General features: G+C 41.2%; 18 protein-coding genes and 1 tRNA gene. 12 read left to right on the top strand and 7 right to left on the bottom strand.

All coding sequences use genetic code 11. The features are described 5' to 3' along the window. Nucleotides 1-48: 48 nt before the first annotated feature. From BM291_RS18615 to BM291_RS18600, 4 genes are all read right to left on the bottom strand, one after another. Nucleotides 49-1983, bottom strand: a complete 1935-nt coding sequence (locus BM291_RS18615; protein ID WP_092900247.1) for a ComEC/Rec2 family competence protein — start codon at nucleotides 1981-1983, stop codon at nucleotides 49-51. 226 nt (nucleotides 1984-2209) lie between these two features. Next, on the bottom strand, nucleotides 2210-2785 hold the full coding sequence (locus tag BM291_RS18610; protein WP_092900246.1) for a DUF3575 domain-containing protein: 576 nt from the start codon (nucleotides 2783-2785) through the stop codon (nucleotides 2210-2212). 35 nt (nucleotides 2786-2820) lie between these two features. Beyond that, complete coding sequence (locus BM291_RS18605) at nucleotides 2821-3255, bottom strand: GNAT family N-acetyltransferase (RefSeq protein WP_092900245.1); 435 nt, start codon at nucleotides 3253-3255, stop codon at nucleotides 2821-2823. Continuing rightward, complete coding sequence (locus BM291_RS18600; protein WP_092900244.1) at nucleotides 3224-4213, bottom strand: PhoH family protein; 990 nt, start codon at nucleotides 4211-4213, stop codon at nucleotides 3224-3226. Before BM291_RS18600 ends, BM291_RS18605 begins: the two co-directional genes overlap by 32 nt. A gap of 107 nt (nucleotides 4214-4320) precedes the next feature. Between BM291_RS18600 and BM291_RS18595 the strand changes: the two genes are divergently transcribed. From BM291_RS18595 to BM291_RS18585, 3 genes are all read left to right on the top strand, one after another. Next, entirely contained in the window at nucleotides 4321-5091 is a 771-nt protein-coding gene (locus BM291_RS18595) for an SAM hydrolase/SAM-dependent halogenase family protein (protein WP_092900243.1), read from the top strand. After that, the gene (locus BM291_RS18590; RefSeq protein ID WP_092900242.1) at nucleotides 5091-5390 is read left to right on the top strand and encodes a putative quinol monooxygenase; all 300 of its coding nucleotides are present in this window, start codon (nucleotides 5091-5093) and stop codon (nucleotides 5388-5390) included. The genes BM291_RS18595 and BM291_RS18590 overlap by 1 nt, the downstream gene beginning before the upstream one ends. A gap of 79 nt (nucleotides 5391-5469) precedes the next feature. Continuing rightward, nucleotides 5470-5551, top strand: a tRNA-Leu gene (locus tag BM291_RS18585). Nucleotides 5552-5657: 106 nt separating this feature from the next. Here the strand turns inward: BM291_RS18585 and BM291_RS18580 are convergent. Both BM291_RS18580 and BM291_RS18575 read right to left on the bottom strand, forming a co-directional pair. Beyond that, nucleotides 5658-8180 carry an ABC transporter permease gene (locus tag BM291_RS18580; RefSeq protein WP_092900241.1) on the bottom strand — a complete coding sequence of 841 codons (2523 nt, stop codon included), beginning with the start codon at nucleotides 8178-8180 and terminating at the stop codon, nucleotides 5658-5660. Next, nucleotides 8173-8850 carry an ABC transporter ATP-binding protein gene (locus BM291_RS18575; protein ID WP_092900240.1) on the bottom strand — a complete coding sequence of 226 codons (678 nt, stop codon included), beginning with the start codon at nucleotides 8848-8850 and terminating at the stop codon, nucleotides 8173-8175. The genes BM291_RS18580 and BM291_RS18575 overlap by 8 nt, the downstream gene beginning before the upstream one ends. A 214-nt stretch (nucleotides 8851-9064) precedes the next feature. On the opposite strand from BM291_RS18575, the gene BM291_RS18570 reads away from it, so the two are divergent. The 9 genes from BM291_RS18570 to BM291_RS18530 all read left to right on the top strand — a co-directional run bounded on the left by BM291_RS18570 (nucleotide 9065) and on the right by BM291_RS18530 (nucleotide 22122). Then, the gene (locus tag BM291_RS18570; RefSeq protein ID WP_092900239.1) at nucleotides 9065-9757 is read left to right on the top strand and encodes an arylesterase; all 693 of its coding nucleotides are present in this window, start codon (nucleotides 9065-9067) and stop codon (nucleotides 9755-9757) included. Between the two features lie 138 nt (nucleotides 9758-9895). Continuing rightward, nucleotides 9896-11638: a GMC oxidoreductase gene (locus tag BM291_RS18565; RefSeq protein ID WP_092900238.1), complete on the top strand. Its 1743-nt coding sequence runs from the start codon at nucleotides 9896-9898 to the stop codon at nucleotides 11636-11638. A gap of 3 nt (nucleotides 11639-11641) precedes the next feature. Then, nucleotides 11642-12349: a gluconate 2-dehydrogenase subunit 3 family protein gene (locus BM291_RS18560; protein ID WP_092900237.1), complete on the top strand. Its 708-nt coding sequence runs from the start codon at nucleotides 11642-11644 to the stop codon at nucleotides 12347-12349. A 90-nt stretch (nucleotides 12350-12439) separates the two neighbouring features. Continuing rightward, on the top strand, nucleotides 12440-13624 hold the full coding sequence (locus tag BM291_RS18555; protein ID WP_092900236.1) for a hypothetical protein: 1185 nt from the start codon (nucleotides 12440-12442) through the stop codon (nucleotides 13622-13624). Next, nucleotides 13621-14760, top strand: coding sequence for a hypothetical protein (locus BM291_RS18550; RefSeq protein ID WP_092900235.1), 1140 nt, complete (start codon nucleotides 13621-13623; stop codon nucleotides 14758-14760). Before BM291_RS18555 ends, BM291_RS18550 begins: the two co-directional genes overlap by 4 nt. Continuing rightward, nucleotides 14757-15896, top strand: coding sequence for a hypothetical protein (locus BM291_RS18545; RefSeq protein ID WP_092900234.1), 1140 nt, complete (start codon nucleotides 14757-14759; stop codon nucleotides 15894-15896). Before BM291_RS18550 ends, BM291_RS18545 begins: the two co-directional genes overlap by 4 nt. After that, entirely contained in the window at nucleotides 15893-17068 is a 1176-nt protein-coding gene (locus tag BM291_RS18540) for a hypothetical protein (protein WP_092900233.1), read from the top strand. The genes BM291_RS18545 and BM291_RS18540 overlap by 4 nt, the downstream gene beginning before the upstream one ends. A 400-nt stretch (nucleotides 17069-17468) precedes the next feature. Further along, nucleotides 17469-20615, top strand: coding sequence for a SusC/RagA family TonB-linked outer membrane protein (locus tag BM291_RS18535; RefSeq protein ID WP_092900231.1), 3147 nt, complete (start codon nucleotides 17469-17471; stop codon nucleotides 20613-20615). A 31-nt stretch (nucleotides 20616-20646) separates the two neighbouring features. After that, nucleotides 20647-22122, top strand: a complete 1476-nt coding sequence (locus tag BM291_RS18530) for a SusD/RagB family nutrient-binding outer membrane lipoprotein (protein WP_092900229.1) — start codon at nucleotides 20647-20649, stop codon at nucleotides 22120-22122. A 162-nt stretch (nucleotides 22123-22284) separates the two neighbouring features. Here BM291_RS18530 and BM291_RS18525 read toward each other — a convergent pair whose 3' ends face one another. Continuing rightward, on the bottom strand, nucleotides 22285-24243 hold the full coding sequence (locus BM291_RS18525) for a M1 family metallopeptidase (protein ID WP_092900403.1): 1959 nt from the start codon (nucleotides 24241-24243) through the stop codon (nucleotides 22285-22287). Nucleotides 24244-24344 lie beyond the last annotated feature (101 nt).

Below are 24344 nucleotides of genomic sequence, written 5' to 3'. Positions count from 1 at the left end.
GGGTTTGGGATCAAGTTAGTTTCAATAGCAGGCTTTGCAAAATCAAACTCAGAAAAGTATTCGATAAGCTAAAGAGTCAACAGCTATTGAATCGGTCATGACTAAGTCTACCCACTTGCCATCAGACCAATAATAAATCGATTTTGGAGCCGAAGTAAAGTGAAGTTTTTTGTTTGTAGGATGAAAAGTAAATTCAGTACCAACAAACTCTAGCTGACCTGAATCGTGCTGATAGGCCACTAATGATTGAGGAGTATGAGGCAAATGATTTTGTACACGATTCGGATCTACTGAGTAACTGATTTCCCCTGGTTCAATGCCCTGATTCCAAGCGTATGTTTGACCTGAATCTGAAAAATCTAAAAGTTGAGCCTTCTTTCCTTGATATATAATCAGCTCTTTAGAAGGAGTTTGTAATTCTTCATAAAGCTGAAAACCAGCCAAAAGAAAAACCAGACTCGTAGCCAGCCAGGTCAGCTTTCTTTTAGATCCATAGTCCCAACCTGCTATAATCAAAAGCATACCCCACACGAATATCATTCCTGAGAAATCCATCGTGAGTCGATCCAGTTTTCCGCCAGGAATCATACGAATAGTCTCAGCAATCCAATTCTGAACCCAGATCAGCCAACTTAAAACCCAACCTAAGCCATCTCCTAATACTGGAATCCAACCAAAAATCATCAAGGGAACTCCGACTTGCATGATCAAAAATGCTAGAGGCAGAATCAATAAATTACCTAGTAAAAAGTAGGTAGGAAACACATGAAAATAATACAAGGACAAGGGAAAAGTAACCAACTGAGCAGCTAGACTAACGGAAGTTAACTGCCATACGTATTCTAGCACCTTGTGTCTCGGCAACCACAAATTCAGAATCAAAGGCTGAATCATCACGATACCCAACACTGCCAAATAGGATAATTGAAAACCAACTTCATAAATCACATCTGGATTCATGGTAATCATCAGCATAGCAGAAAAGGCCAAAATATTATAAATCGATGGACGACGCTCACGCATCTGTCCTAGCGTAAGCAGTGAAAACATAGTCGATGCACGAACTACTGAAGGAGACAACCCAGTGAGAAATGCATACAACCAGATCACTAAAATAACAGCAAGTAGATACAGCTTAGCGTTCTCCTTTTTCAGTTTGAGTGGTTTCAAAATCAAAATAAACAAGGCGTAAATAATACCAACATGAAGTCCCGAAACAGCCAAAATATGCATCACGCCAGCCTGAGTGTAAGCTTCACGAATCGTCGGATCTAACTCTTTTTTCTGACCTAGCAGGAGCGCAAGAGCAATTTGTGCAGAATTCTCATCTGGGATTTTTGACTGAAGCATCTCACCAATTCTATGTCGTAAATGCACCAAAAAATATTCGAGACCCTTACTATTAACGGAATCAATCACTTGGAAATCCTTTCCTAGAAACTGACGGTAGTGGATTCCCTGTCTGGACAGATACTGCCTATAGTCAAACTCATGAGGATTGACAGGACTTGTGATTTCCTCGGGCTTCTTTCTCACTAAAAGTATTTGACCTGGCTCTAAAGGCTTGTCACTTTGATGATAAACCAGAATTTTTACCTGCGCGTCAGTCCAGCTTTCTCCGATCAGGAAAGATTTTACTTCCAGTAAATTCTCGAACGAATTCGGCTTTTGCAGATCGTATGCAGTCACCTGTGCTAAGTAACTTTCCGCTTGAAGAATATCCGAACTGACATCGGTTTGATGCTTCTTGTTTTGAACCAGCAATGCGCCGAAAACAAGCAACGATAAATATGCGATGGAACTTAGTTGGAAGTAAGAAACATATTTCTCACAATTAAAAACTAAAATCATATAGCAAAGCCAACTTATGCTCAGGATAATAGATAGTACGAGCAAGTCAGGAGACCAATACGATTGACCCAAAAAAATGCCAAGCAATAGAAATGGCAGATACCGTAAAAATGGAAAGTCAGCAAATCTCATCTTCAAAAAAATTAAAGATTTAATTTACTTCATTTTTCCGAAAAAAACGCAGCAAGCAAACTCAATGTATTCCATTATACATTAATCATTTACAAACCCAATAACATCATAAATTCAAATGGTTATTTCCAAAGTCTATAACCAAGGCGATTATGTGGTAAAAAGAAGCACATAAAAAAAGAGCCCAAAATGGGCTCTCTGTCATTTAAAGTAGTGTAAAGAAATCTTAGAATCTATATCCAAGATTGAATCCACCATTTAATTCTATTCCTGTAAAGCGATTTGAAACGTCATCACTGAAGTTTCTACCTATGCTGGCAAATGGCCCAAATGCAAAGTTTTTAGAAAGCTCCCACTTATATCCTGCTCCAGCACCTAAGATGAAAGCGGTCATATCCGTAGTCTGAATTCCTCCACCATCACCCGGCTCTTCAAAATCCCCAAAACGAATCTTAGCCAATGGGAACAAGAAAAAACGTCCACTTCCATTATCTCCAAAGTAAAAGTTCATTGAAGCCTGTAAAGAGTTCGTCTTATACTTTTTCCCACTGTTTTCATTATTAAATCCAAAGCGGTCGTTTATAAAACCTTTGAACTCTATCGAATGATCGTCACTCAAATAACGCTCATATCCTGCTTCGAGTGACCCAAACCAAATGAGTGTCATGAAATTAACATGGATTTCATTAGAAAAACCACCTCTATTCGGAGTAGAACCACCACTGCTCGAAATCACTTCTTGTGCATATCCTGAAACTACTAACGCCAGAATAAGAGTAAGGGTAAAGATTGATTTTTTCATATTTCTATAATTAGTTAACAAATATGTGGCAATACTTAAGCCAGTTGCATTTTATAGTGCAAAATATTACACTCTTCAAACATATCCCCTGCTTTTTCAAACCCAAATTTTGTATAAAGTGGAACTGCATCAAGCTGAGAATGAAGGTATTTCAATTTGCCAATTGCTTTAGGATTGGATTCAATATCGTTGAGTACTGCTGTCACTAAAGCTTGCCCAACGCCTTTGCCTCGGGCTTCTTCCAATACGGCAAAACGCTCCAATTTCACCCCATTTGGCGTAACTCTCCACCTAGCCGTACCCACTGGTTTATCATCAAGATAGGCAAGAAAGTGTGCGCATTGACTTTCAAACTCATCATACTCCGCCTTCGGATCGACTTCTTGTTCGAGCACAAAAACTTGTTCTCTGATCCAATACGCAGACTTTAGCTGATCATCACGAGTTATTCTTTCTACTAGCAGACTCATCTTTTTGTAGTTCTTTTTGGTAATGATCTTTTTCGTAAGCTTCAATAATTGACTTCACTAATCTATGCCTGATTACATCTTTACCACTCAGATTGACTACACCAATCCCAGATACATCTTTCAGAATCTTTAGCGCCTCAGACAGTCCGCTTTTTTGCCTTACTGGCAAATCCACCTGGGTCTGGTCACCTGTGATGATTACTTTGGAATTTGGCCCCATACGGGTCAAGAACATCTTGATCTGCTCATTTGTTGTGTTTTGCGCTTCATCAAGCAAAACAAATGCATCATGAAGAGTTCTTCCACGCATATATGCCAACGGGGCAATTTCTATAACACGAGTTTCCTGATAGTATTTGAGCTTTTCGGGAGGCACCATATCCTGAAGTGCATCGTAAATCGGCCTTAAGTATGGATCTAGTTTTTCCTGCAGATCACCTGGCAAAAAACCAAGATTTTCTCCAGCTTCCACAGCTGGCCTAGTGATAATGATGCGTTTAACTTCTCGGTTTTTCAAGGCCCGCACAGCCAAAGCGACAGCTATATAGGTTTTCCCAGTTCCGGCAGGACCTAAGGCAAAAACCAAATCATTTTTCATAGCTGATTCCACCAGCTTTCGCTGGTTTGCAGACTTGGGCTTGATGACTAATCCTTTGTTACCAAAGACGATTACTTGATCCCGGTTAGCTTCTTCGAAAGGCACTCCTTCGACTTCTAAATAATCTTTTACATTCTCTGGAGTGATGTGGCCAAATCGATCCACATGCTCCAATAAAAGATTTAGAACATCGTTAATTCTCAGAATTTCAGGGGCTCCGCCTTGAATTCTGATTTCATTACCACGGGAAATAATTTTACTTTGGGGAAAGGCAGCAGCAATTTGCCGGATGTTCTCATTGGCTTCGCCTAAAAACTCAGCCAAGGGGACATTTTCTAATGTGATTACTTTTTCGACCAAACTATTTCTATTGATTAGATTTTCATTGAAGGTAGACGAATAAAATTTCTAATTTTGTCCGCAGCCCTCCTTAACAAAAGTACATAAATTTTAATTGACTTGCTTCTATGGCATTGGTGACATTCCTCTCAGATTTTGGGGACAAAGATTACTACGTACCGGCAGTAAAAGCGAAAATGCTTGCCGTAAATCCACAATTGAACATCATCGATATTTCTCACAATATCGACACGTTTGACATTGCCCACGCTGCATTTGTGCTTCGATCTACTTTCAGGGATTTCCCGAAAGGAACTGTACACTTAGTCTCTTTAAACACAACGGGAAGTATTACCCATGGTTATATAGGTGTAAAACTTGAAGAACACATTTTTGTTGGCCCAAACAACGGGCTTCTAAGTCTTCTGGCAGACCACGAACCCGGTATTATGGTTCAGTTTGCGGATATACATCTGAAAGACTCTACTTTTCCTACAAAAGATATCCTTGCGCCTATAGCTGCAAAAGTTGCCAGCGGCGCAGCTATTCATGATTTTGGCGGACCTTTAAAAAACTTCCGAAAACTAATGTCCCGTCATCCGAAAGCTACCCGGGAGCATATCATAGGACATGTGCTGCGGGTAGATCGTTATGGTAACTTGATCACTAATGTCAACAAAGAGGTATTTGATAAATTGAACCCAGGCAAATTCTCTATTGAGTTCGGCAGAGAATCAGTCAATAGACTTCACAAAGGTTATGATCAGGTAGAACCTGGAGATTGCTTTGCCTTTTTCAACAGTCTGGATTTACTTGAAATCGGCATCAACCACGGTCATGGCGCTGAATTGCTAGGCTTGAAGTACGACAGTGTGGTTTATGTAACCTTCCATCCCTGATGCTGATCCGAATTGTGCGAATGACTTTCAAGCACGAAGCGGTGGCTGCCTTCTTGGAAAATTTCAACGCAAACAAGAAATCCATAAGGAATTCCCCCGGATGTCACCACTTGGAGTTATGGCAGGACGAAAATGATAAAAATATTTTCTTAACACATAGTCATTGGGAAAGTGAAGAAAAGCTGAACCAATACCGTGACTCTGAGCTTTTTAAAAGCGTATGGACTTTCACCAAAGCCTTATTCTCAGAGAAGCCGCAGGCTTTCAGCTCGAAAAAACTGGAAGAAGTAGAAAATTGAGTTTGTAGAAAAAAGATTCTTTGTTCATATTTGCATCCCGTTACGGAAGTGACGGGAACGAGACACACTCTCACCACAAGCCCAGGTGGCGGAATCGGTAGACGCGTTGGTCTCAAACACCAATGCCGCAAGGCGTGCCGGTTCGACTCCGGCTCTGGGTACAAAAGCTCGCTGAAAAGCGAGCTTTTTTCTTTTAAATCCATAGATTTTTTATCAAGAAAAAAGGCCCGCATTTCTGCGAGCCTTTCAAAATTCTAATTTCAGACATTAAGTCCCCCTCAATATCTCCATCGGAGGCTGATTGATGATCTTACGCCCATTGAGCCAGCCCAGGACTATCGTCAAACCGGTAATAGATAGGTAAAGCACAAATGCTTCAAACCAGGCTCCTCGGAATGGGATATTGAATACAAACTCGCTCAGTAGCCAAGTGGCTCCGAAAGACAGGATAATCCCCGATAGCGAGGCTAAACTTCCCAAGAAGAAGTATTCCAGCGTATTGATCTTACTGACAATAGTCGAGCTTGCACCCAAAGTTCTAAGCAGAATACTCTCTCGCATACGTTGATATTTACTGATGATCAGCGAACTGATCAACACCAATATCCCAGTTGCAATACTGAAAAATGCCATAAACTGTATCACAAAGCTTATTTTACCTAAAATCTCCTCCAACGTCGCTACGATTGTACCGAGGTTGATAATAGAAATATTGGGAAAAGCTCTAACTATCTCAGCTTGCACATCAGCCGCTTGTCTATCATTAGTTGTTTTAGTGATCAGCACATGAAATTTCGGCGCTTGATCCAAAACACCTTCTGGGAATAGCACCAAGAAATTCGTAGAAACCTGCGTGAACTTCACATCTCGAAAACTCCCAATATATGCCTTGATCGGCCGTCCTTGTACGTTAAATTCAATCTCATCTCCTATAGCTAAGCCATTACCTGTGGCAAACCCCTTTTCGAAGGAAACAAAAATACTATCACCTCTAGCTCCCAAAGGAATCAATTCTCCATCTGATAGAGTCTCCGAGGAAATAAGCGTATCACGATAAGTCACGCGAAATTCCCGATTGTACAGAAAGCGTGAATAATTCTCTTCCTTTGACAACTCCTCATTTTCTTTCTTATCCACCCCATTGATCTCATTCAACTGCATAGTCACGATCGCGACTTCCTGCATGATAGGTAGATCTCTTGATTCGATTTTAGCTTTTACATCCTCCAATTGTGCAGTTTGAATATCAAACATCAACATGTTCGGCTGATCTTCTTTATCTGCAAATTTGGCTTCTTCCAGCAATTGATTTTGCAGGAAAAATAGCGTGGAAATCATTGCCGTGCCCAAACCAATAGTCGCTATCAATGATACGGTCTGGTTATTAGGTCTGTACAAATTCGCCAAGGACTGGCGCAAGGTATAGGTGAAAGAAATAGGCAAAAACTTCCGAACTGCCCAGATAATCATTTGAGCCACTGCCCAAAGAATACCAAAAGCAAAAACTACAAATCCAGTAAATCCAAAAGCAAAATCAACTCTTCCTAATAAATAATAGCTAAAACCCCATATGAAACCAAGTATGCCCACAATAACCAACCATCGAAGCGGATCTTTTAATAGAGTAGAGTCACCGGTTTCTGGTCTAAGCGTCGCCATAGGAGACACGTTTCTCACTTTTAGCAAAGGCAACAAAGCAAACAGCACTGAAACAAATAAGCCTGTGATTACTCCAAACCCTATTGAAAGCCAAGAGATACCAAAGGACACTTCCACTGGTAGGAAATCTGCAAAAACTACAGGCAATACAAACTGAAGCAATGTTCCGAGAAAAGAACCAAGTACTGCTCCGACTAAGCCCATAATCATGATCTCAGTCAGGTAGATCAATAAAACATCTCTGGAAGAAACACCCAAACAGCGCAAAACTGCCACTGAACCTAACTTCTCTTTCACAAATACATTCACCGCACTGGCTACTCCAACACAACCTAAAAGCAACGCGATAAAAGCTACCAAACTTAGGAAGTTGGAAAGATTGGCAAATGAACGACCTGTTGAGCGTTTTCTATACTCAACAGTGTCAGCATCCACGCGATCTTCTTCCCATTGCTCATCGTATGGTTTGATCAGAGCATCTACATCCGTGCCCTCAGCAAATTGAAAATAACGACTGTAATTCACTCGGCTACCATATTGCACCAAGCCGGTTTCCTCCAAGTAATCCATCGGAATATAAACCGCCGGAGCGACTGAAGCTGTGATTCCCGTTTGACCGGGCACACTTTGCAATTCACCAACTACCGTGAAAAGCACTTCCCCTACTTTAATCTGATCACCTACTTCAGCATTAAACTGAGCCATCAGCGTCTTTTCCACTAATGCTTTTTTTCCGCCTGAACGGAAATCCGCATCACCTGAAGCTGGAATTGTTTCAAAAAAACCATAGAATGGAAATGCTCCTTCTAGCGCACGTACTTGAGTCAGGCGACTAGCACCTGTTTCCGGAAAGGCAACCATACTCGCAAAATTGACTTCCGAAGCCATTTGAGTAGCTGCACTATCAATCGACTGCTCTCCTATTTCTTTGCTATTTTCCAGAACCAAATCAGCTCCTAGAAGCTCTTTGGCTTGATTGTCAATGTCAGCTGTAAGGTTTTCTCCAAAGGAACTGATCGCCACCAAAGCAGCAATTCCCACAACGATGGAGGAAACAAACAGTAAAAGTCTAGAGATGTTCTTTCGGAAATCCCGAAAAGCCATCTTTATAATCCATCCGAAATCAGGCATTTTCACCCTCCTGTATTTTTCCGCCTTTAATATGAATGATGCGCTGAGTTTTGGCTGCTAATTCCAAATCGTGCGTAACCAAAACTAGTGTTGTTCCTTCTTCTTTATTCAGGTCAAAAATCAATTTCTCTATCATCTCGCCCGTTTCAGTATCCAGATTTCCGGTTGGTTCATCTGCAAAAAGGATTTTAGGCTCATTGGCAAAAGCTCTTGCAATGGAAACCCGCTGCTGCTCTCCGCCAGAAAGCTGAGTGGGATAATGCGTTCCTCTGTCACCAAGGCCGACCTTGTCAAGAAGTTCCTGAGCTTTTTGACGGGCATCTTTTCTTCTTTTCAATTCAAGTGGAACCATCACATTTTCCAAAGCTGTCAAAGTTGGCAAAAGTTGGAAATTCTGAAAAATAAAGCCTACGCTTTGGTTTCTGACAGCTGCCCGCTGGTCTTCGGAGAGTTTCTCCAACGAATTACCATCCAGCACTACGCTACCCGTGGAGCCAGAATCCAATCCTGCGCAAAGTCCAAGTAGTGTAGTTTTACCGCTGCCCGAGGGACCAACGATGGATATAATTTCTCCTGCTTTGATGTCAAATGTAACCTCGTCGAGAACAGTCAGTTTTCTGCTGCCACTTTCGTAAACCTTGCTCAGGTTTGATACTGATAAAATATTCATGTGTTGTACTTGGGTGGGGAAAGGGTATAGTTACTGCTTAACGGCAAACCCTCATGATTGTTGATGGAAGATAGTAATCAAGCTACAAACCAGCAAATCACAAAGATATGGATGGTGTAATACATCCATTTTCACAACCTTTATCGAATTATCGAACCTTTTGCCAATAAATCCTTTTGGGTATATAGTTTTACATTTCACAATTCCGATTACTATGCAATTCCATCTAAACCGCTTATTCAATACAGCATTTTTACTGATTTTTGGATTGGCAGTAGTTTCTTGCTCAGAGAAAAAAGCGGAAACTACTCAAGCCGAAACTGTCACTGAGAAAACTACAGAGTCGAAATCAGATCAGAAAATCATTCTTTTCTTTGGAAACAGCTTGACTGCTGCCTATGGAATCGATCAGGAAGATGGTTTTGCAGGGCTGACGCAAAAGCGAATTGACAGTTTGGGGATGGATTACAAAGTAATTAACGGAGGACTTTCCGGCGAAACTACCGCTGGCGGTTTGAGTAGATTGGATTGGTTTCTGGAAGACAAGCCGGATGTTTTTGTATTGGAACTTGGCGGTAACGACGGACTTCGAGGGATCAATCTTACCGAGACCAAAAGCAACCTCCTCAAAATCATAGATAAAGTCAGATCTAAATTTCCTGACACCAAAATCATCTTGGCTGGCATGCAGATACCACCAAATATGGGCCAGGAATATGCATCTGAGTTTACAGCGATGTATCCGGCTGTTGCAGAAGAAAAAAACGTAACACTAATTCCTTTTCTTCTGGAAAATGTAGGAGGAATCCCTGAGTTAAATCTCCCTGATGGTATACATCCTACCGAAGCAGGTCACAAGATTGTATTTGAGACGATATGGCCTTATGTTGAAAACAGCATAAACTAAAAATCAAGCGTTCTTTTCATCGACGATTTTTTGAAACAAGAATTGCAAAGAGAGAGCTAATAATTAAGGCAGTAGCGGGTTAGTTTCATTGATCTACTTTTTTACGCTATATTTTATCCTTAATTAAAATTTTTACAAATGAGCTTTCAAATCAAATCTTCCGGAGATTCCTATGATGTAATTATTGTAGGGTCTGGAGCAGGTGGCGGTATGGCCTCCAAAATCCTTTCTGAGGCCGGACTCTCAGTGGCAGTGGTAGAAGCTGGCGGAGATTTTGATCCTGCCAAGGAAGAAGACCGCACGCAACTCAGGCCACCTTGGGAATCGCCAAGAAGGGGTGCAGGCACTCAAATCCGTCCATTTGGAGATTTTGACGCGGCTATAGGCGGCTGGGAAATCGACGGTGAACCCTACACCAGAAAAGGTGATTCCGAGTTCGACTGGTTTCGATCTAGAATGGTTGGTGGAAGAACTAACCACTGGGGAAGAATTTCTCTCCGCTTTGGCCCAAATGACTTCAAAAGAGCAAGTATTGATGGTTTGGGAGACGACTGGCCTATTGGCTACGATGACGTCAAACCTTACTATGATAAAGTCGATAAACTGATTGGCGTTTATGGTAGCAAAGAAGGGATTTACAATGAACCTGATGGATTTTTCCTCCCTCCTCCCAAACCTAGACTTCACGAACTTTACCTAAAAAAAGGAGCTAGCAGCGCAAGCATCCCAATGATTCCCTCAAGGCTTTCCATTCTCACAAGGCCAATCAACAAAGACCGTGGCGCATGTTTTTTCTGTCGCCAATGTAATCGGGCCTGTCAGGTTTATGCGGATTTCTCGGCTGGAACCTGCCTAGTTCATCCAGCGATGAAGCAGGGAAAAGTCGACCTTTTCACTCATAGCATGGTAAGAAAAGTCACCTCGGATGATTCAGGCAAAGCGACTGGAGTTTCCTTTGTCAACGTGAAAGACATGAAGGAATACAAGCTCAAATCCAACGTGGTAGTCTTGGGAGCTTCAGCCTGTGAGACTTCGCGGATCATGCTCAATTCCAAATCAAAGACACATCCAAACGGCATTGGCAATAGCTCAGGGGTTTTGGGTCATTACCTGCACGATTCTACAGGAGCAAGTAGGTCAGGAATCATTCCTGACATGATGGGCCGCGAGCGATACAATGAGGACGGTACTGGAGGCATGCACATGTATACACCTTGGTGGTTGGATAATAAGAAACTTGATTTTGCCCGAGGCTACCATATAGAATATGGTGGTGGTATGGGACAGCCAGGCTATGGAGCTGGCGGAAATATGGACTCCATGAGAAAATACATTACGGATGAATTCGGCAAGCCAAGTCCAAATGGTGGCTATGGTGAAGGATTGAAAAAAGACATTCGCCAAATCTATGGCTCTACGGTTGGCATGTCTGGACGTGGCGAAAGTGTACCGAGATTTGACAATTACTGTGAAATCGACCCAACGGTCGTGGACAAATTTGGTATTCCTGTGCTTCGATTCAACTATAAATGGACGGATCAGGAAATCAACCAAGCCAAGCACATGCAGGACACTTTTGAAGAAATCCTGACTGGATCCGGAGCACAATTACTGGGAACAAAACCTGGCGCAGACACACTTTACGGACTTGCCGCTCCCGGAAGAATCATTCACGAAGTAGGTACAGCCAGAATGGGCAACGATCCAAAAACTTCCGTGCTTAATTCTAATTCCCAAGCGCATGATTGCAAAAATCTCTTTGTGGTGGATGCGGGATCTTTTGTCTCTCAAGCTGACAAGAATCCTACGTGGACCATCCTTGCCCTAAGCTGGAGAACCTCAGATTTCATCGTATCAGAACTGAAAAAGAAAAACATCTAAGCCATGAACAGAAGAGAAAACCTCAAACTACTCTTTACCGGCACAGTCGGCACAGGTTTACTACTTACAGGATGTTCACCTGAAGAAAAGGCTTTGCCAGAAAACGCGTTGCTATCAGGCGGGACTATCGGCGGTAGAACTGAAGAAGAAAAACAACGAGATCAGGAATTGCTTTCAGAGACCTTCTTTACCGACGATGAACGTAAGAAGCTAAGCACTTTGGTGGATATCATTATGCCAAAAGACAGTGAATCCCCAGCAGCTACTGAAATTGGCGTAGTGGATTTCATGGAGTTTATGATGAAAGATCAGCCAGCAAATCAAACCCGAATGCGGGGTGGATTAATGTGGCTGGATTTTGAAGCAGACGAGAAATTCGGAAAAGTATTCAATGAACTGAGTGAATCAGAAGTGATACAAATCGTGGATGAAGTAGCTTGGCCAGATACTGCAAAACCAGAATATGAAGGTGGAGTACGCTGGTTCAACATGCTCAGAAATCTAACTTGCTCTGGATATTTCTCTACCGAACCTGGCTGGAAATACATGGGCTATGTAGGCAACACGCCAAACGCATGGGATGGAGTGCCTCAGGAAGTGATGGCAAAACACGGCTTCCAGCTGGAAGAAAAATATTTGTCTATTTACCTCAAACCTGAAGATCGAGGCACCATTATCCAATGGGATGATGAAGGGAATGTCACCGGATAAAAAAACTTAAAACTCAGTCTTTCGGGCTGAGTTTTTTTTTGTTTAAAAAGATTAACTACTATCTTATTACCTTTTCCTAAATCACTGTTTATGAAAGCCTTTTCAACTTTACTGTACTCTGTACTATTTATTAGTTCATGTTCAGAAAAATCTGAGCAAGTTGCAGAAGAACCCTTATCCTACGAATGGGAGTTGGTAGATTCTCTGGATTTGGAATTTCTTGGCAACCCCATGCTTTCGGATGTAAACAAAGATGGGACGTCATTACTCTTCTTTGATTATCCGAGTCAAAAAATCATTACATCCGACGCTATAGGAAATATAAAGCACAGTTTCTCTAAGGGCGAAGACACTCCCGATACTTATGGGTTCATGTTAGAAAGACCAGGTTTTTATGGGGAAGATCAACTGGCAATCTATGGAAGAAATGGTTTGTTCCTTTTTGACTTGGATGGGAATATGCAGAAGAAAATCCCACACCCTGAATCCTTGGGAGCATCTGGGTCAAACACTGAAATAGGGAAATCAACAGAATCAGTGAGATTGAAAGGAAAAGATTATTTACTTCCCAAATCTGTCCGTCCGAGGAATTCATATCCTGGAGAGCAAGAATTCTATGATACTTATAGAGCTCTGGAATTGGTGGACATAGAAAGTGGAGCTATGACTGAACTAATCCCTTTTGAAGAAGGTAGTCAATTCTTGAACGGCAAAGGATATATTCAAAGCGACTATACTCCCGCTTTAGAGGCACTAGACGACAAATTATTTTTTGTTCACGGAGGGGATCCCCAACTCTATGTATATCAGTTAAATGCTAATGGTGCGCGTTTGGATACAGTGATCCATCTAGAAATACCCTCATTTATTATTCCCGAAGGCCGAGCAAGAGGCGAATTTCAGCAAGGTCATGTAGAAATCAATGGAGGGACTGCATCCATTCGAAACATCCATGTACTGGATGATTTACTATTGCTGGACTATTACTCAGGAATGGATCCCAAGAGATCAGTAGAAGCTGAGGGACTATGGAAACAGGGAAAAGAGGAAGAAGCGAAAGCCATGTACATAAAACTTGAAGACGAAATTCCGAAGGGCACATTGGTATATAAGTTAGCTGACCTTAGCTATGTGGGGAATGTTCCTTCACCTGCCAAAACCGGAGGAAGATCTTATGCCTCCGGGGGAGGATATGCTTGGTTTCAAAAGCTTCCCGATCCTGATGTAGAAGAAGATTTTCTGAGAGTTTATAAAATGAAATTGACTGAAAAATGAGGTACAGACACTTTTTAACAACCTTTTTAGCGTGCAGTTTTCTAGCATGTTCCTCTTCAGAAAAGTCCAAAGAGGAATCCTCTGAGACTTCAAATGAATGGGACCTCCAAGTCCTTGATTCAATACAGGTAGACTTTTTAGGAAACATATCCACCGGAGATTTTAGAGACGGAATAGGTTTGCTCTATGACTACAAAGCCAACGCCATAGTCAAAATCGATTATGAAGGGCAGGTGCTCACTACCAAAACATTCCCCAAAGACGGACCAAATTCAATTTCTTTTATTTCCACTGTCAAAATTGATCCCGATGGCAATCTTTTTATCGGCAATCACAGTGGTCCGTATTATGAATTAAATGAGGATCTATCCGTTAAACGAGAAATCGAAATGCCATTTCGAGCCCCCACACATGGTGGGTTGATGGATGCGAAATCATTTGAAATCTGGCAGGATAAAATAATTCTATACTATACAGGAAGAGATGAGGTAGGGCCTTTTACGGAAAATTATTTAAGAGACTTTTATTTACTCGAAAAGCTAAACCCTACCACCGGTGAAAGTAACCCTATAATCCGAACGCCCAAAACTTCAAAATTCAGTACTGGCCAGCTTTACGAAAGACCTTCAATATCATTTACCATATCTGAAAATGGCCTATTGCTCTACTTCGACAACGAGCCTAAAATCCACAGATTTAACCTGCTTGATTCGGGGAGCTTCATAGAAACCATAGATCTTAACCCCACGAAATTTATCGAAGCTCCTGAATTGAAAGACAAATACGAAAACTACAACTACGAAAAATTGGTGGAAGGCAATATTTTTGGGGTTTTTGCTAATGAGAATCAATTTGTAGTGCACTTTTCAGAAGGAATCTCTGAAGATATTTTTAGCGCAAACGAATTCAATTTCCCTGAGGATTTCACCAAACTTATTGATCTAAACCAATCCTATCTCAAAGTATATAACTCAGAAAAAGGATGGTCAAATGAAATTCCCATTCCTAAAAAAGTTTATCAAATCTTTGCTATGGAGGGTCTTAACCAGCCATTTTTCGCACTTAGAAACGATGAATACATAGGCGAAGAGCAGGATTACCTCACTTTTTATAAACTGAAACTAGTACAAAAATGAAAAAGATCAACGCACTTTTCACTTGCTCAATTCTATTGGCTTTTGCATGCTCATCGCCAAAAAATGATTCAGAAAGCCAATTAACAAACTCCAATGAATGGGAGTTGCATATCCTGGATTCTATTCAGGTGGATTATTTGGGGAGAATTTGGGATGCAAACTTCAAGAATGGCTTTGGTTACCTTAGAGATAATTCGAGCAATTCTCTTGTGAAATTTGATACCACAGGAGCAATTGTGGCAATCCAATCTTATCCGACAGATGGTCCTGGAGCAGTGAAATCATTTTCAAGTACAGCCATTTCAGATCAAGATGAATTGTTTGCCTCTACCCGATCTTTGGAAATCCAACATTTTGATAAAGACCTGAACCTAGTTGAAAACCTGGAAATGCCATTTATTTCAGAGTCAAAAGGCGGACGTAGAAATGCAAAAAACATGAGTTTTTGGAAAGATAAATTGCTGCTCTGGTTTCCAGGAAGAGATGGGATCAGTCCATACATCAATCATTTTTATAGAGACTATCCATTACTTGAGTTATTTGATCCAGCAAGCCAAACCTCAGATTCACTTATCAGATTGCCAAGCACTTCAAAATTCAACTCAGAATTATTTTTCGGAAGACCAATTGTCCAATTTACAGTCAGTGATGATTTACTGTACTTTGTACTTTCCAATGAAGCATTAATACACATCTATTCCTTAGCAGAAGGCGGGAAATGGCTGGAAAGTATAGACTTCGATCCAAAGGAATTTGTCTTAATACCAGGACAAAAAGAGAAAGTCGGGTACGTATCAGGGAATACCATGTATGAAGCATCTGTAGAAGGCATTTATTCTTCGGGGGATACGGTGATCGTGTATTATAGCGGAGGAATAACCGAAGATATTTTCCAGCAATTTGAGTTGAACCTTCCAAAGAATTTTTACAAATATCCCGAATACAGAAAAAACTTCCTCCGTGCCTATAATCCCACGTCAGGCTTATCAAATGAAATAGAACTTCCACCTTCAATTGATTTTATATTAAATATAGAATCAATGACAAAACCTTTCTACGCGCTCAGAAATGATGAATACATAGGTGAAGAGCAGGAATATCTGACTTTTTACAAACTGAAACTAGTACAAAAATGAAAAACCTAAGCCACCTATATCTCCTCCCATTTGTACTCAGCACAATCGCTTGCTCAGGTGAAAAGGAAGAAAACAAAACCTCCACTCCTCTTGCTGAACAGGATTTTGAATTCGAAATCTATGATTCGCTCCTGGTGGATTATCTTGGAAACTTGTTTTTGGCAGACATAACTGAAGATGGCAAGACCTTTCTGCTTATTGACCAGCGCAGCGATACGCTTTTCGTAGCGAATAGAGAAGGAACAATTCTGAGTAAATTCAAAAGACTTGGCGATGGACCGGGCTTCTATCAGAGCTCCAGATTAGGACCACCCAGCTTCTTGAGTTCCAAAGAGATTATTGTGCCTGCTTTCCGAGGCTTTTACCTGTATTCACTTTCCGGTGAACCTACCCGCTCTTTTCTACCGGAATTTACCCCATCAATTTCCTTTATTGATGCATATAACAATAATTTGGTCGTACACGATGACCAGGTTATATTTCCATGGGAAGGAAGGCTCTCGGAGGAATTGGGAGTGGATGGAAAAGAATTTCAAATGGCCTCCAGTCGGGTGGAAGTTCTGGATTTAGAAAGCGGCAAATTTAGCCCTGTCATCCCGTTTCCAGACTCATCCAAATTCAGAACTGGAGAAAAAACCTATCTGAACGTAAATTATCACACCCTTATCGCATCTAGTTCTGACACGCTGTACGTCGCCTTCCGCAACGAACCGGTGATATACGGCTATTCATTTTCAGACTTAACCAACCCAGCATCTATTCAACCCATTCCTTTTGAAGAGTTTATTCAAAAAGAGCCAAAGGAGGAAGCACATTATGGTACTTACGACATGAAGGATATCTATGTGGGAACAATCCAGAACCTCCACCCAACAGAAAAACAACGGTTTTTGCTTACCTATAACAGAGGACTGTCAGATCAGGAATACGACGAAATCTTTGCATTGGAGACTTCAGACCCGGAAGAGTTCAGTCGCAAGCGTAACAAAACAAACACGAAAGGACAGGTTCTATTTGACGGGAAATCAGTATCCAAAGTGATCATGAAACCGGAATCTCTAGGATTCACCTTCAAATTCATCTCTGAAGAAGAAATCTGGTTTACACCAAATTTTGAATATGCTGAAAATGACTACTCAGTAATTTACAAAACGAGATTGGTCGCCAAGTAAAGCTCACGCAAGAACCTATCGTAGATTTAGCTACGCCTAGTTTATCTACTTGTTAAGAGGAAAAATAGTCCTTAACCTATCATGTATTAAAACATCACATACTTTTCTAAAAAACTTTACTTTATTATAGTAGAAAATACCCTAGCCTAGAACGAATATCATCATCTAATCACTCTATTTCAAAAAAATAGGATAGTCATCTCATGCTTATCTACGATTAGATATTATCTCTTTTTTATTTTTCCGGTTTTTAATATAACAAATTGAAAACCTAGTTTCTAGACCATCCTTTCACGACTTGGATACTTTTGTGCCTTGATGTCCACAGCAAGCTGAAACCACAGTTTTATCACTGACTATCAAACAATTAAAATCATTCTCAAAATTTTAAAACTAGAAAATGAAGAAGACTTTTACAGTTATTACTTTGTTGATGATGCTCCTCCCAACAGTCTTGTTGGCGCAGGTTCAGGTCAAAGGAAAAGTATCAGACTCCAAGGGAGAAGGTCTCCCAGGAGTGACAGTATTGGTGAAAGGCACCAATAAAGGAACCGTTGCCGATTTTGAAGGCAACTATAACATCATGGCTGATGAAAGCGCCGTTCTGGTGTATAGTTTCATCGGATTCGAAGCACAAGAAGAAGCTATCAACGGAAGAAGTATTATCAATATTACTCTGGCAGATGATAGCAAGGCTTTGGACGAAGTGGTCGTGACCGCGATCGGGATCAAGCAGCAAAAAAAGAAATTGGGCTATGCTACCCAAGAAGTGCCAATGGATGTGATAGCAGAAGCATCGACCTTGAATCTTGGAAATGCTCTTTCCGGTCAAATTGCCGGATTGACAGTTAACAATCCAACTGGAATGTTTCAGTCACCCTCTTTTAGCTTGCGAGGCAAAACTCCACTTATAGTGTTGGATGGAGTTCCTGTGGAAACTGACTTTTTTGACATTTCTCCAGAAAATATTGAGAGCATCAACGTCCTCAAAGGAGGTTCTGCATCTGCGCTTTATGGTGCAAGAGGGAAAAACGGTGCGATTTTGATTACGAGAAAAAATGCCAAAAAAGACGGCTTAACCGTGACTGCCACGACCAATAATATGGTGACGGCAGGATTTACAGTCTTTCCTGAAACGCAGACAGCATACGGTAATGGCTCGAATGGAAAATATGAATTCTGGGATGGTGCCGATGGCGGTATTTCGGATGGAGATATGATCTGGGGACCAAAGTTTGAACCTGGCGTGCTAGTTCCTCAGTGGAATAGCCCAATCAGAAATAAAAACACGGGAGAGGTAGTAGAATGGTACGGAAGTGTCACAGGAACAGTCTATGACGACAAGTCTACCTATGAGCGAGTGCCGACCGAATGGAAACGTCATGATAATTTGAATGATTTCATGAGGACTGGAGTAGTCACTAAAAACGATATTTCTATCGCATATCAGGGTGAAAAAGCTCAGTTGATGTTCTCGGCTAACTACGCCTACCAGCAAGGTCAAGTACCTAACACCTCTGTAAATACCGGTGGATTCAACTTCAACTCCTCTTTTAAACTCAGCGAAAAACTGCAGTTGGATGCAACTTTAGGTTACAATAAAGTATACTCTCCTAACTATCCACGCTATGGATACGGTCCAAAAAATCACATGTACACGATCCTTATCTGGATGGGCGATGACGTTAATGGACAGGATTTGAGAGACCATATGTATGTACCTGGACTCGAAGGATATAGACAAGCTAACTATAACTATGCATGGTACAACAATGTCTATTTCGCAGCAAATGAGCTTAACCAGGTGCATAACAGGAATGTAATGGACGGTAAGCTGAAACTGAAATATCAAATCATGCCTAACCTGTACGTACAGGGCAGAATCTCTGCTAGACAAAGGACATTATTTGAAGACATGCAAAGTCCTAAGTCATACATGAACTACGGAGACTCTAGAAATGGGGATTACAAGTTTTGGAATGACGATCAGCTAAATCTCGATACTGACTTCTTGGCGGCCTACAACAAAGACTTCAATGAAAAAATCGGATTGACGGTCAATGCAGGTGCTTCCAGTTTTTACAGAAGCTACAAGCAAGCCTATTCTTCCTCAGATGGATTGATCGTGCCTTATGTCTATAGCTTAAACAATACTCAAGGACCGGTACAAGCTTCCAATTACCTTGAGGAAAAAGAAATTCGAAGTGTATATGGTTCCATGGGCGTTGATCTTTGGCAATCCATTTTCCTTAATGTAACTGCAAGAAATGACTGGTCTTCGACTTTGCCTAAAGCAAACAATTCCTATTTCTACCCTTCAGCATCTATCAGTGCGATTGTTTCTGAGTTTATGAACTTGCCAAAAGCGATAGACTTCATCAAAGTATATGGTTCATGGTCTGAGGTATCAAGTGATTTGAGCCCATACAGTATCTACTCTGCTTACAACAAAGGAGTGACTTACGGATCGACTCCTTCAGTTAGTTATCCATCTAGCTTGGTGAATTCGGAGATAATGCCTCAGAAGTCCACGACTTTTGAAGCAGGTTTATCTACTTCATTTGCTAAGAAACGACTGACCTTAGAAGGTACTTACTATAGAATTCTGGACGAAAATCAGATAATTGATCTAAGCATTTCTGAAGCTTCAGGATATTCTTCCAGAAAAGTAAACGGCAATGAATACACCACCAATGGATTTGAATTGATGATGAATTATGCTGCGATTCAGAAGGACAAATTCTCTTGGAACATCGGCGCAAACTGGACGAAGTTTGAACGAAAAATCACTGGTATTTATGGTGATGATGACAATTTTGGAAACCTAAGAGTGGGTGATAGAGCAGATAGCTACTATGCCACTGTTTGGCAGAAAAGTGCTGATGGACAAGTGATCCTAGATGCCAACACTGGTCTTCCTACTAGAGATCCTTTCCTAACTAAAATTGGTCATTTGGACCCATCATGGAGGTTTGGAATCCAAAACCAGTTCAACATCAACAAGTTCAGAATAGCAATGGACGTAGATGGCGCTTGGGGTGGACTGATCAGGTCATTGACTATTGAGAAAATGTGGTGGGGCGGAAAGCATCCTAACTCAACGCAATACAGAGATGAAGAATATGCAACTGGCAAACCTGTATACGTACCAGAAGGCGTCGTAGTGACCGGTGGTGAGCTGGTAAGAGATGTAGATGGAAACGTACTCTCTGACACTAGAGAATATACTCCAAACACAACTGCAGTGAGCTGGCAGACTTGGTCGCAAACCTATCCTTATAGAGCACAAGTGACCGAAGATGAGAACAAGACTTTTGCGAATGTGTACGACCGCTCCTACCTGAAGTTGAGAAGACTATCCGTGACGTATGACCTGATGAACATCATGCAGTCCAAAAAAATCAAAAATCTTGATTTGACTCTTTACGGTTACAACCTATTCGTACTGAAAAAACTGCCTTACCTAGATCCTGATTTTGGCAATGACAACAACCTTCAGGATCCATCCTCACGCTATGTAGGCATGACCTTGAAGGCCGTATTTTAATTGATTTTCAGTCAGACAAACATTGAATAAAATGAAAAACATATTAGTTATCCTGTTGCTTTCCATGGTGTTTATTTCCTGCACCGACTTAGAGGAAATGAACATCAATCCAAATCTTCCAACTGCAACTCACCCGCAACTTCTGCTTACCAATGTGGAATGGGAAGTTTTCAGAGCTTACGGAGGCACTTCAGCGCTATACGCGCAGAAGATGCTTGTTCAGACTGATGGAGAAAACTCCAATCAGTATTACAAATGGGACAGAGGCAGTTTTGGCCCTTATTCTGTCTTGAGAAATGTGACCAAAATGATCCAAGAAGCTGAGCGAATCAACGATCCTTCCTACGTCGCCTTGGGCAAATTCTTCAGAAGTTACTATTTCTATAATTTAACTTTAAATTTTGGCGATGTTCCTTATACAGCTGCGCTAAAAGGTGAAATAGAAGAAGAATATGCGCCTGTATACGATGAGCAGGAAGTAGTATTCAAAGGCATTTTGGCAGAATTGGAAGAAGCAGAAACAATCCTTGCAAGTCAAAACACAATCATAGCTGGAGACATCATCTATAGCGGAAACGTGCTTTCTTGGAGAAAACTGATCAATGCTTTCCGCCTGAAAGTCCTAATGACTTTATCTCCAAAATCAGAATCAGGAGAAATAGACTTCAGTGAATTCAACACTATTTTCACCAACAGTCCATTGATGGAAAGTGAAGCTGAAAGTGGTCAATTAGTATTCCTAGATCAGCAAAACAATCGCTACCCAGATTTCAATAGTAGCGGGTTCAGTTCTGGGATGTATATAGACTCTACCTTTATCCAGAGACTTCAGGTAAGAAAAGACCCAAGACTATTTATCTACTGCACACAGACCAAATCTGCCAAAGAAGCAGGAAAGGCAATCGATGATTACTCTTCTTACGAAGGTGGCGACCCGGCAGCACCTTATGCAGAAGTCAATCAGAAAGCTACTCAGGGCAACGTATCTAAAGTAAACGACCGATACCATAGAGATCCAGTTAACGAGCCTTATAAGCTTTTGGGATACTCTGAGCAGCAACTGATATTGGCTGAGGCAGCAGTTCGAGGCTGGATCAGCGCAGATGCAGAGATGCTTTACAAAGATGGGGTAAAAGCTTCTTTCAAATTTTACGAAATGTATTCTGAAGAATACAGCAGTTATGTAGATGCTGAGGCTGCGATGATGTACCTAAGTGAGCCGATGAATGACTTTTCAAAAGCCATGAGTGATACCGAAAAAATCGAGCTTATCGTAATGCAAAAGTATCTACAGTCCTTCTTCCAAATGCAGTGGACCTCTTTCTATGATCATCACCGCACTGGATTCCCTACTTTCAGAAGACCTACAGGCGTAGAGATCCCTTATAGATGGATTTACCCGCAGTCAGAATACAATTACAATGCTGACAATGTAACCTCTGCTATTACCAAGCAATTCGGGGCTGGAAATGACAACATTCATCAAATGACCTGGTGGATTAAGTAACAAACACTCCGTTTTTATAAAAGTGGACTTTCCTCGACACGAGTGAAAGTCCACTTTTTTTTTACTGATCAATCAAATTCAATGGTTAAACATGCCTTAAGCGCTCATCCTTTTCATGATTAGGCATAAAAAAACCCGGACTTCCATCCGGGCTTTTGAATTTTATTTCTCGTAAACATGCTGTGGCCAGCTATCATTTCCAAGATTCACATCTGGAAGAAGCTTGTCAGGGTCGATTACTACCCCTTTCACTTTCTTGTCAGTTTTTAACAAGTAGTTCCAAGTATCGCCTCTTTGCCAGATCTCAACAGGAAGCATATTTCTCTCAGTTGAGCCATCTTCAAAGGTAATTTCCATTAATACCGGCATTGGCATATCTCCTTTGTTAGCCAAGACAACTACGTAATTTCCAGCATAAGGAATTACCGCGCTTACTCCCAAGTCAATATTACCAGTTCCGTAGAACCATCCCTGCCAAAACCAAGAAAGATTCTCACCAGCTACATTTTCCATATGATTGAAGAAATCTGTAGGCTGTGGATGCTTATACGCCCAAGTTTTGATGTAAGACTTGAATGCATTATCAAAGCGTTCATGACCTAAGATATATTCTCTCAACATCAATAGACCCATTGCAGGCTTATTATAAGCAAGCATGCCCAGATTACTAACATTCACTACATCTGGATAGGTATCTATTCCTTCTCTAGTCTCGCTAGTGAAGAAGTTAATAGATCTTCGCGTCTGATTCAAGTTTGAAGGGTATTCTCCGTCATTGAAAGCTAGCGTGCTGTAATGGTTAATGAAGGAATTGAAGCCTTCGTCCATCCACGCATAGCGACGCTCATTTGTCCCAACGATCATAGGGAACCAGTTGTGACCAAATTCGTGATCAGTTACTCCCCAAAGTCCTGCACCTTTTGAATTATAGCTACAGAAGTTCAATCCTGGGTATTCCATCCCTCCTATATCTGCTGCTACGTTAGTAGCAGTAGCGTAAGGAAATTCGAACCACATTGAAGAATAATGCTCGATAGAAGCTTTGCTATATTCCGTTGATCTTGACCAAGCTTCTATGCCGTTTGATTCCTTAGGATACGCAGACTGAGCCAAAATTTTCTTCCCGCTAGGCAAGTTGATTTTGGCAGCATCCCAGATAAATGCTCTCGAAGTAGCAAATGCTACATCACGGCTATTTTGAATTGCGAAATGCCAAGTAACTGTTCCTTCCTGCTTAGGTCGTGTCAATTCAGTATTCCCTAGCTCCTCAGCAGTGATCAGCATTACGGTAGTATCACTGTCTTTTGCTTTAGCATAGCGATTCTGAAGCTCTTTGCTCAATACTTCCTTTGGATTCAAAAGCTCACCAGAACCTACCACGATGTGGTCATAAGGAACCGTAACTTTGTAATCAAAATCTCCATACTCAAGATAAAACTCTCCAGCTCCTAAGTAAGGCTCCACATTCCAGCCTTCTACATCATCAAATACAGCTACTTTAGGATACCACTGAGCAAAAGCATAGATCCAACCATCTTCTACTTCAAGTCTTCCCATTCGGTCCATTCCTTCTACAGGAACTTTGAAAGAGAAATCCATAGATACAGTGGCTGTTCCGCCCTTTGCTGGGATTGGTTCGTTGAACCACACCTGCATTCTAGTGTCAGAATCGATGTACTTCGTAGAGACAGATCCTTTAGACCCAACTTTGGCCTGAAGGTTAGTCATATCAAATCCACCATCGATATCGCCATTGTAGCGATTACCCTGAATTGGAGTAGTCAAAGTTCCTCTAGAATCTTCCTTGAATCTGTTTTGCTCCATTTGCATCCAGATGAAGTCAAGTGTCTCGGGGCTATTATTGGTATAGGTAAGCTTAATGTTACCAGTAAGCGTATGTGCCTGTTCATCCAAGGTCACGGCGATTTGATAATCAGCCTTATTTTGCCAGTAACCTACGTTAGGTTTGCCAGAGGCAGATCGAGTGTAGGTTCCCTTGCGATTGATAAATTCACCAAATTGTTCTTGGTTATTTTCCTTTACTTCTTGAGCAAAAGAATTGCTGATTCCTGCGAGCATAGCTCCGGCAAAAAGCAGCTTAACTATAATTTTCCTGCGCATATTATTTATTGATTTAGCCGCAAAAGTAAGAATTGCTACTTTAAGCTCTGGCATATTTTACAAGAGAGTCTGCTCTTTAACGATTTTTTAGAAATATCTCA

This window comes from Algoriphagus aquimarinus, assembly GCF_900112005.1.
In the GTDB taxonomy this organism is placed as follows: Bacteria; Bacteroidota; Bacteroidia; order Cytophagales; family Cyclobacteriaceae; genus Algoriphagus; species Algoriphagus aquimarinus.
The sequence above is the reverse complement of the archived record's forward strand: the minus strand, read 5'-3'. Positions and strand labels throughout refer to the sequence as shown.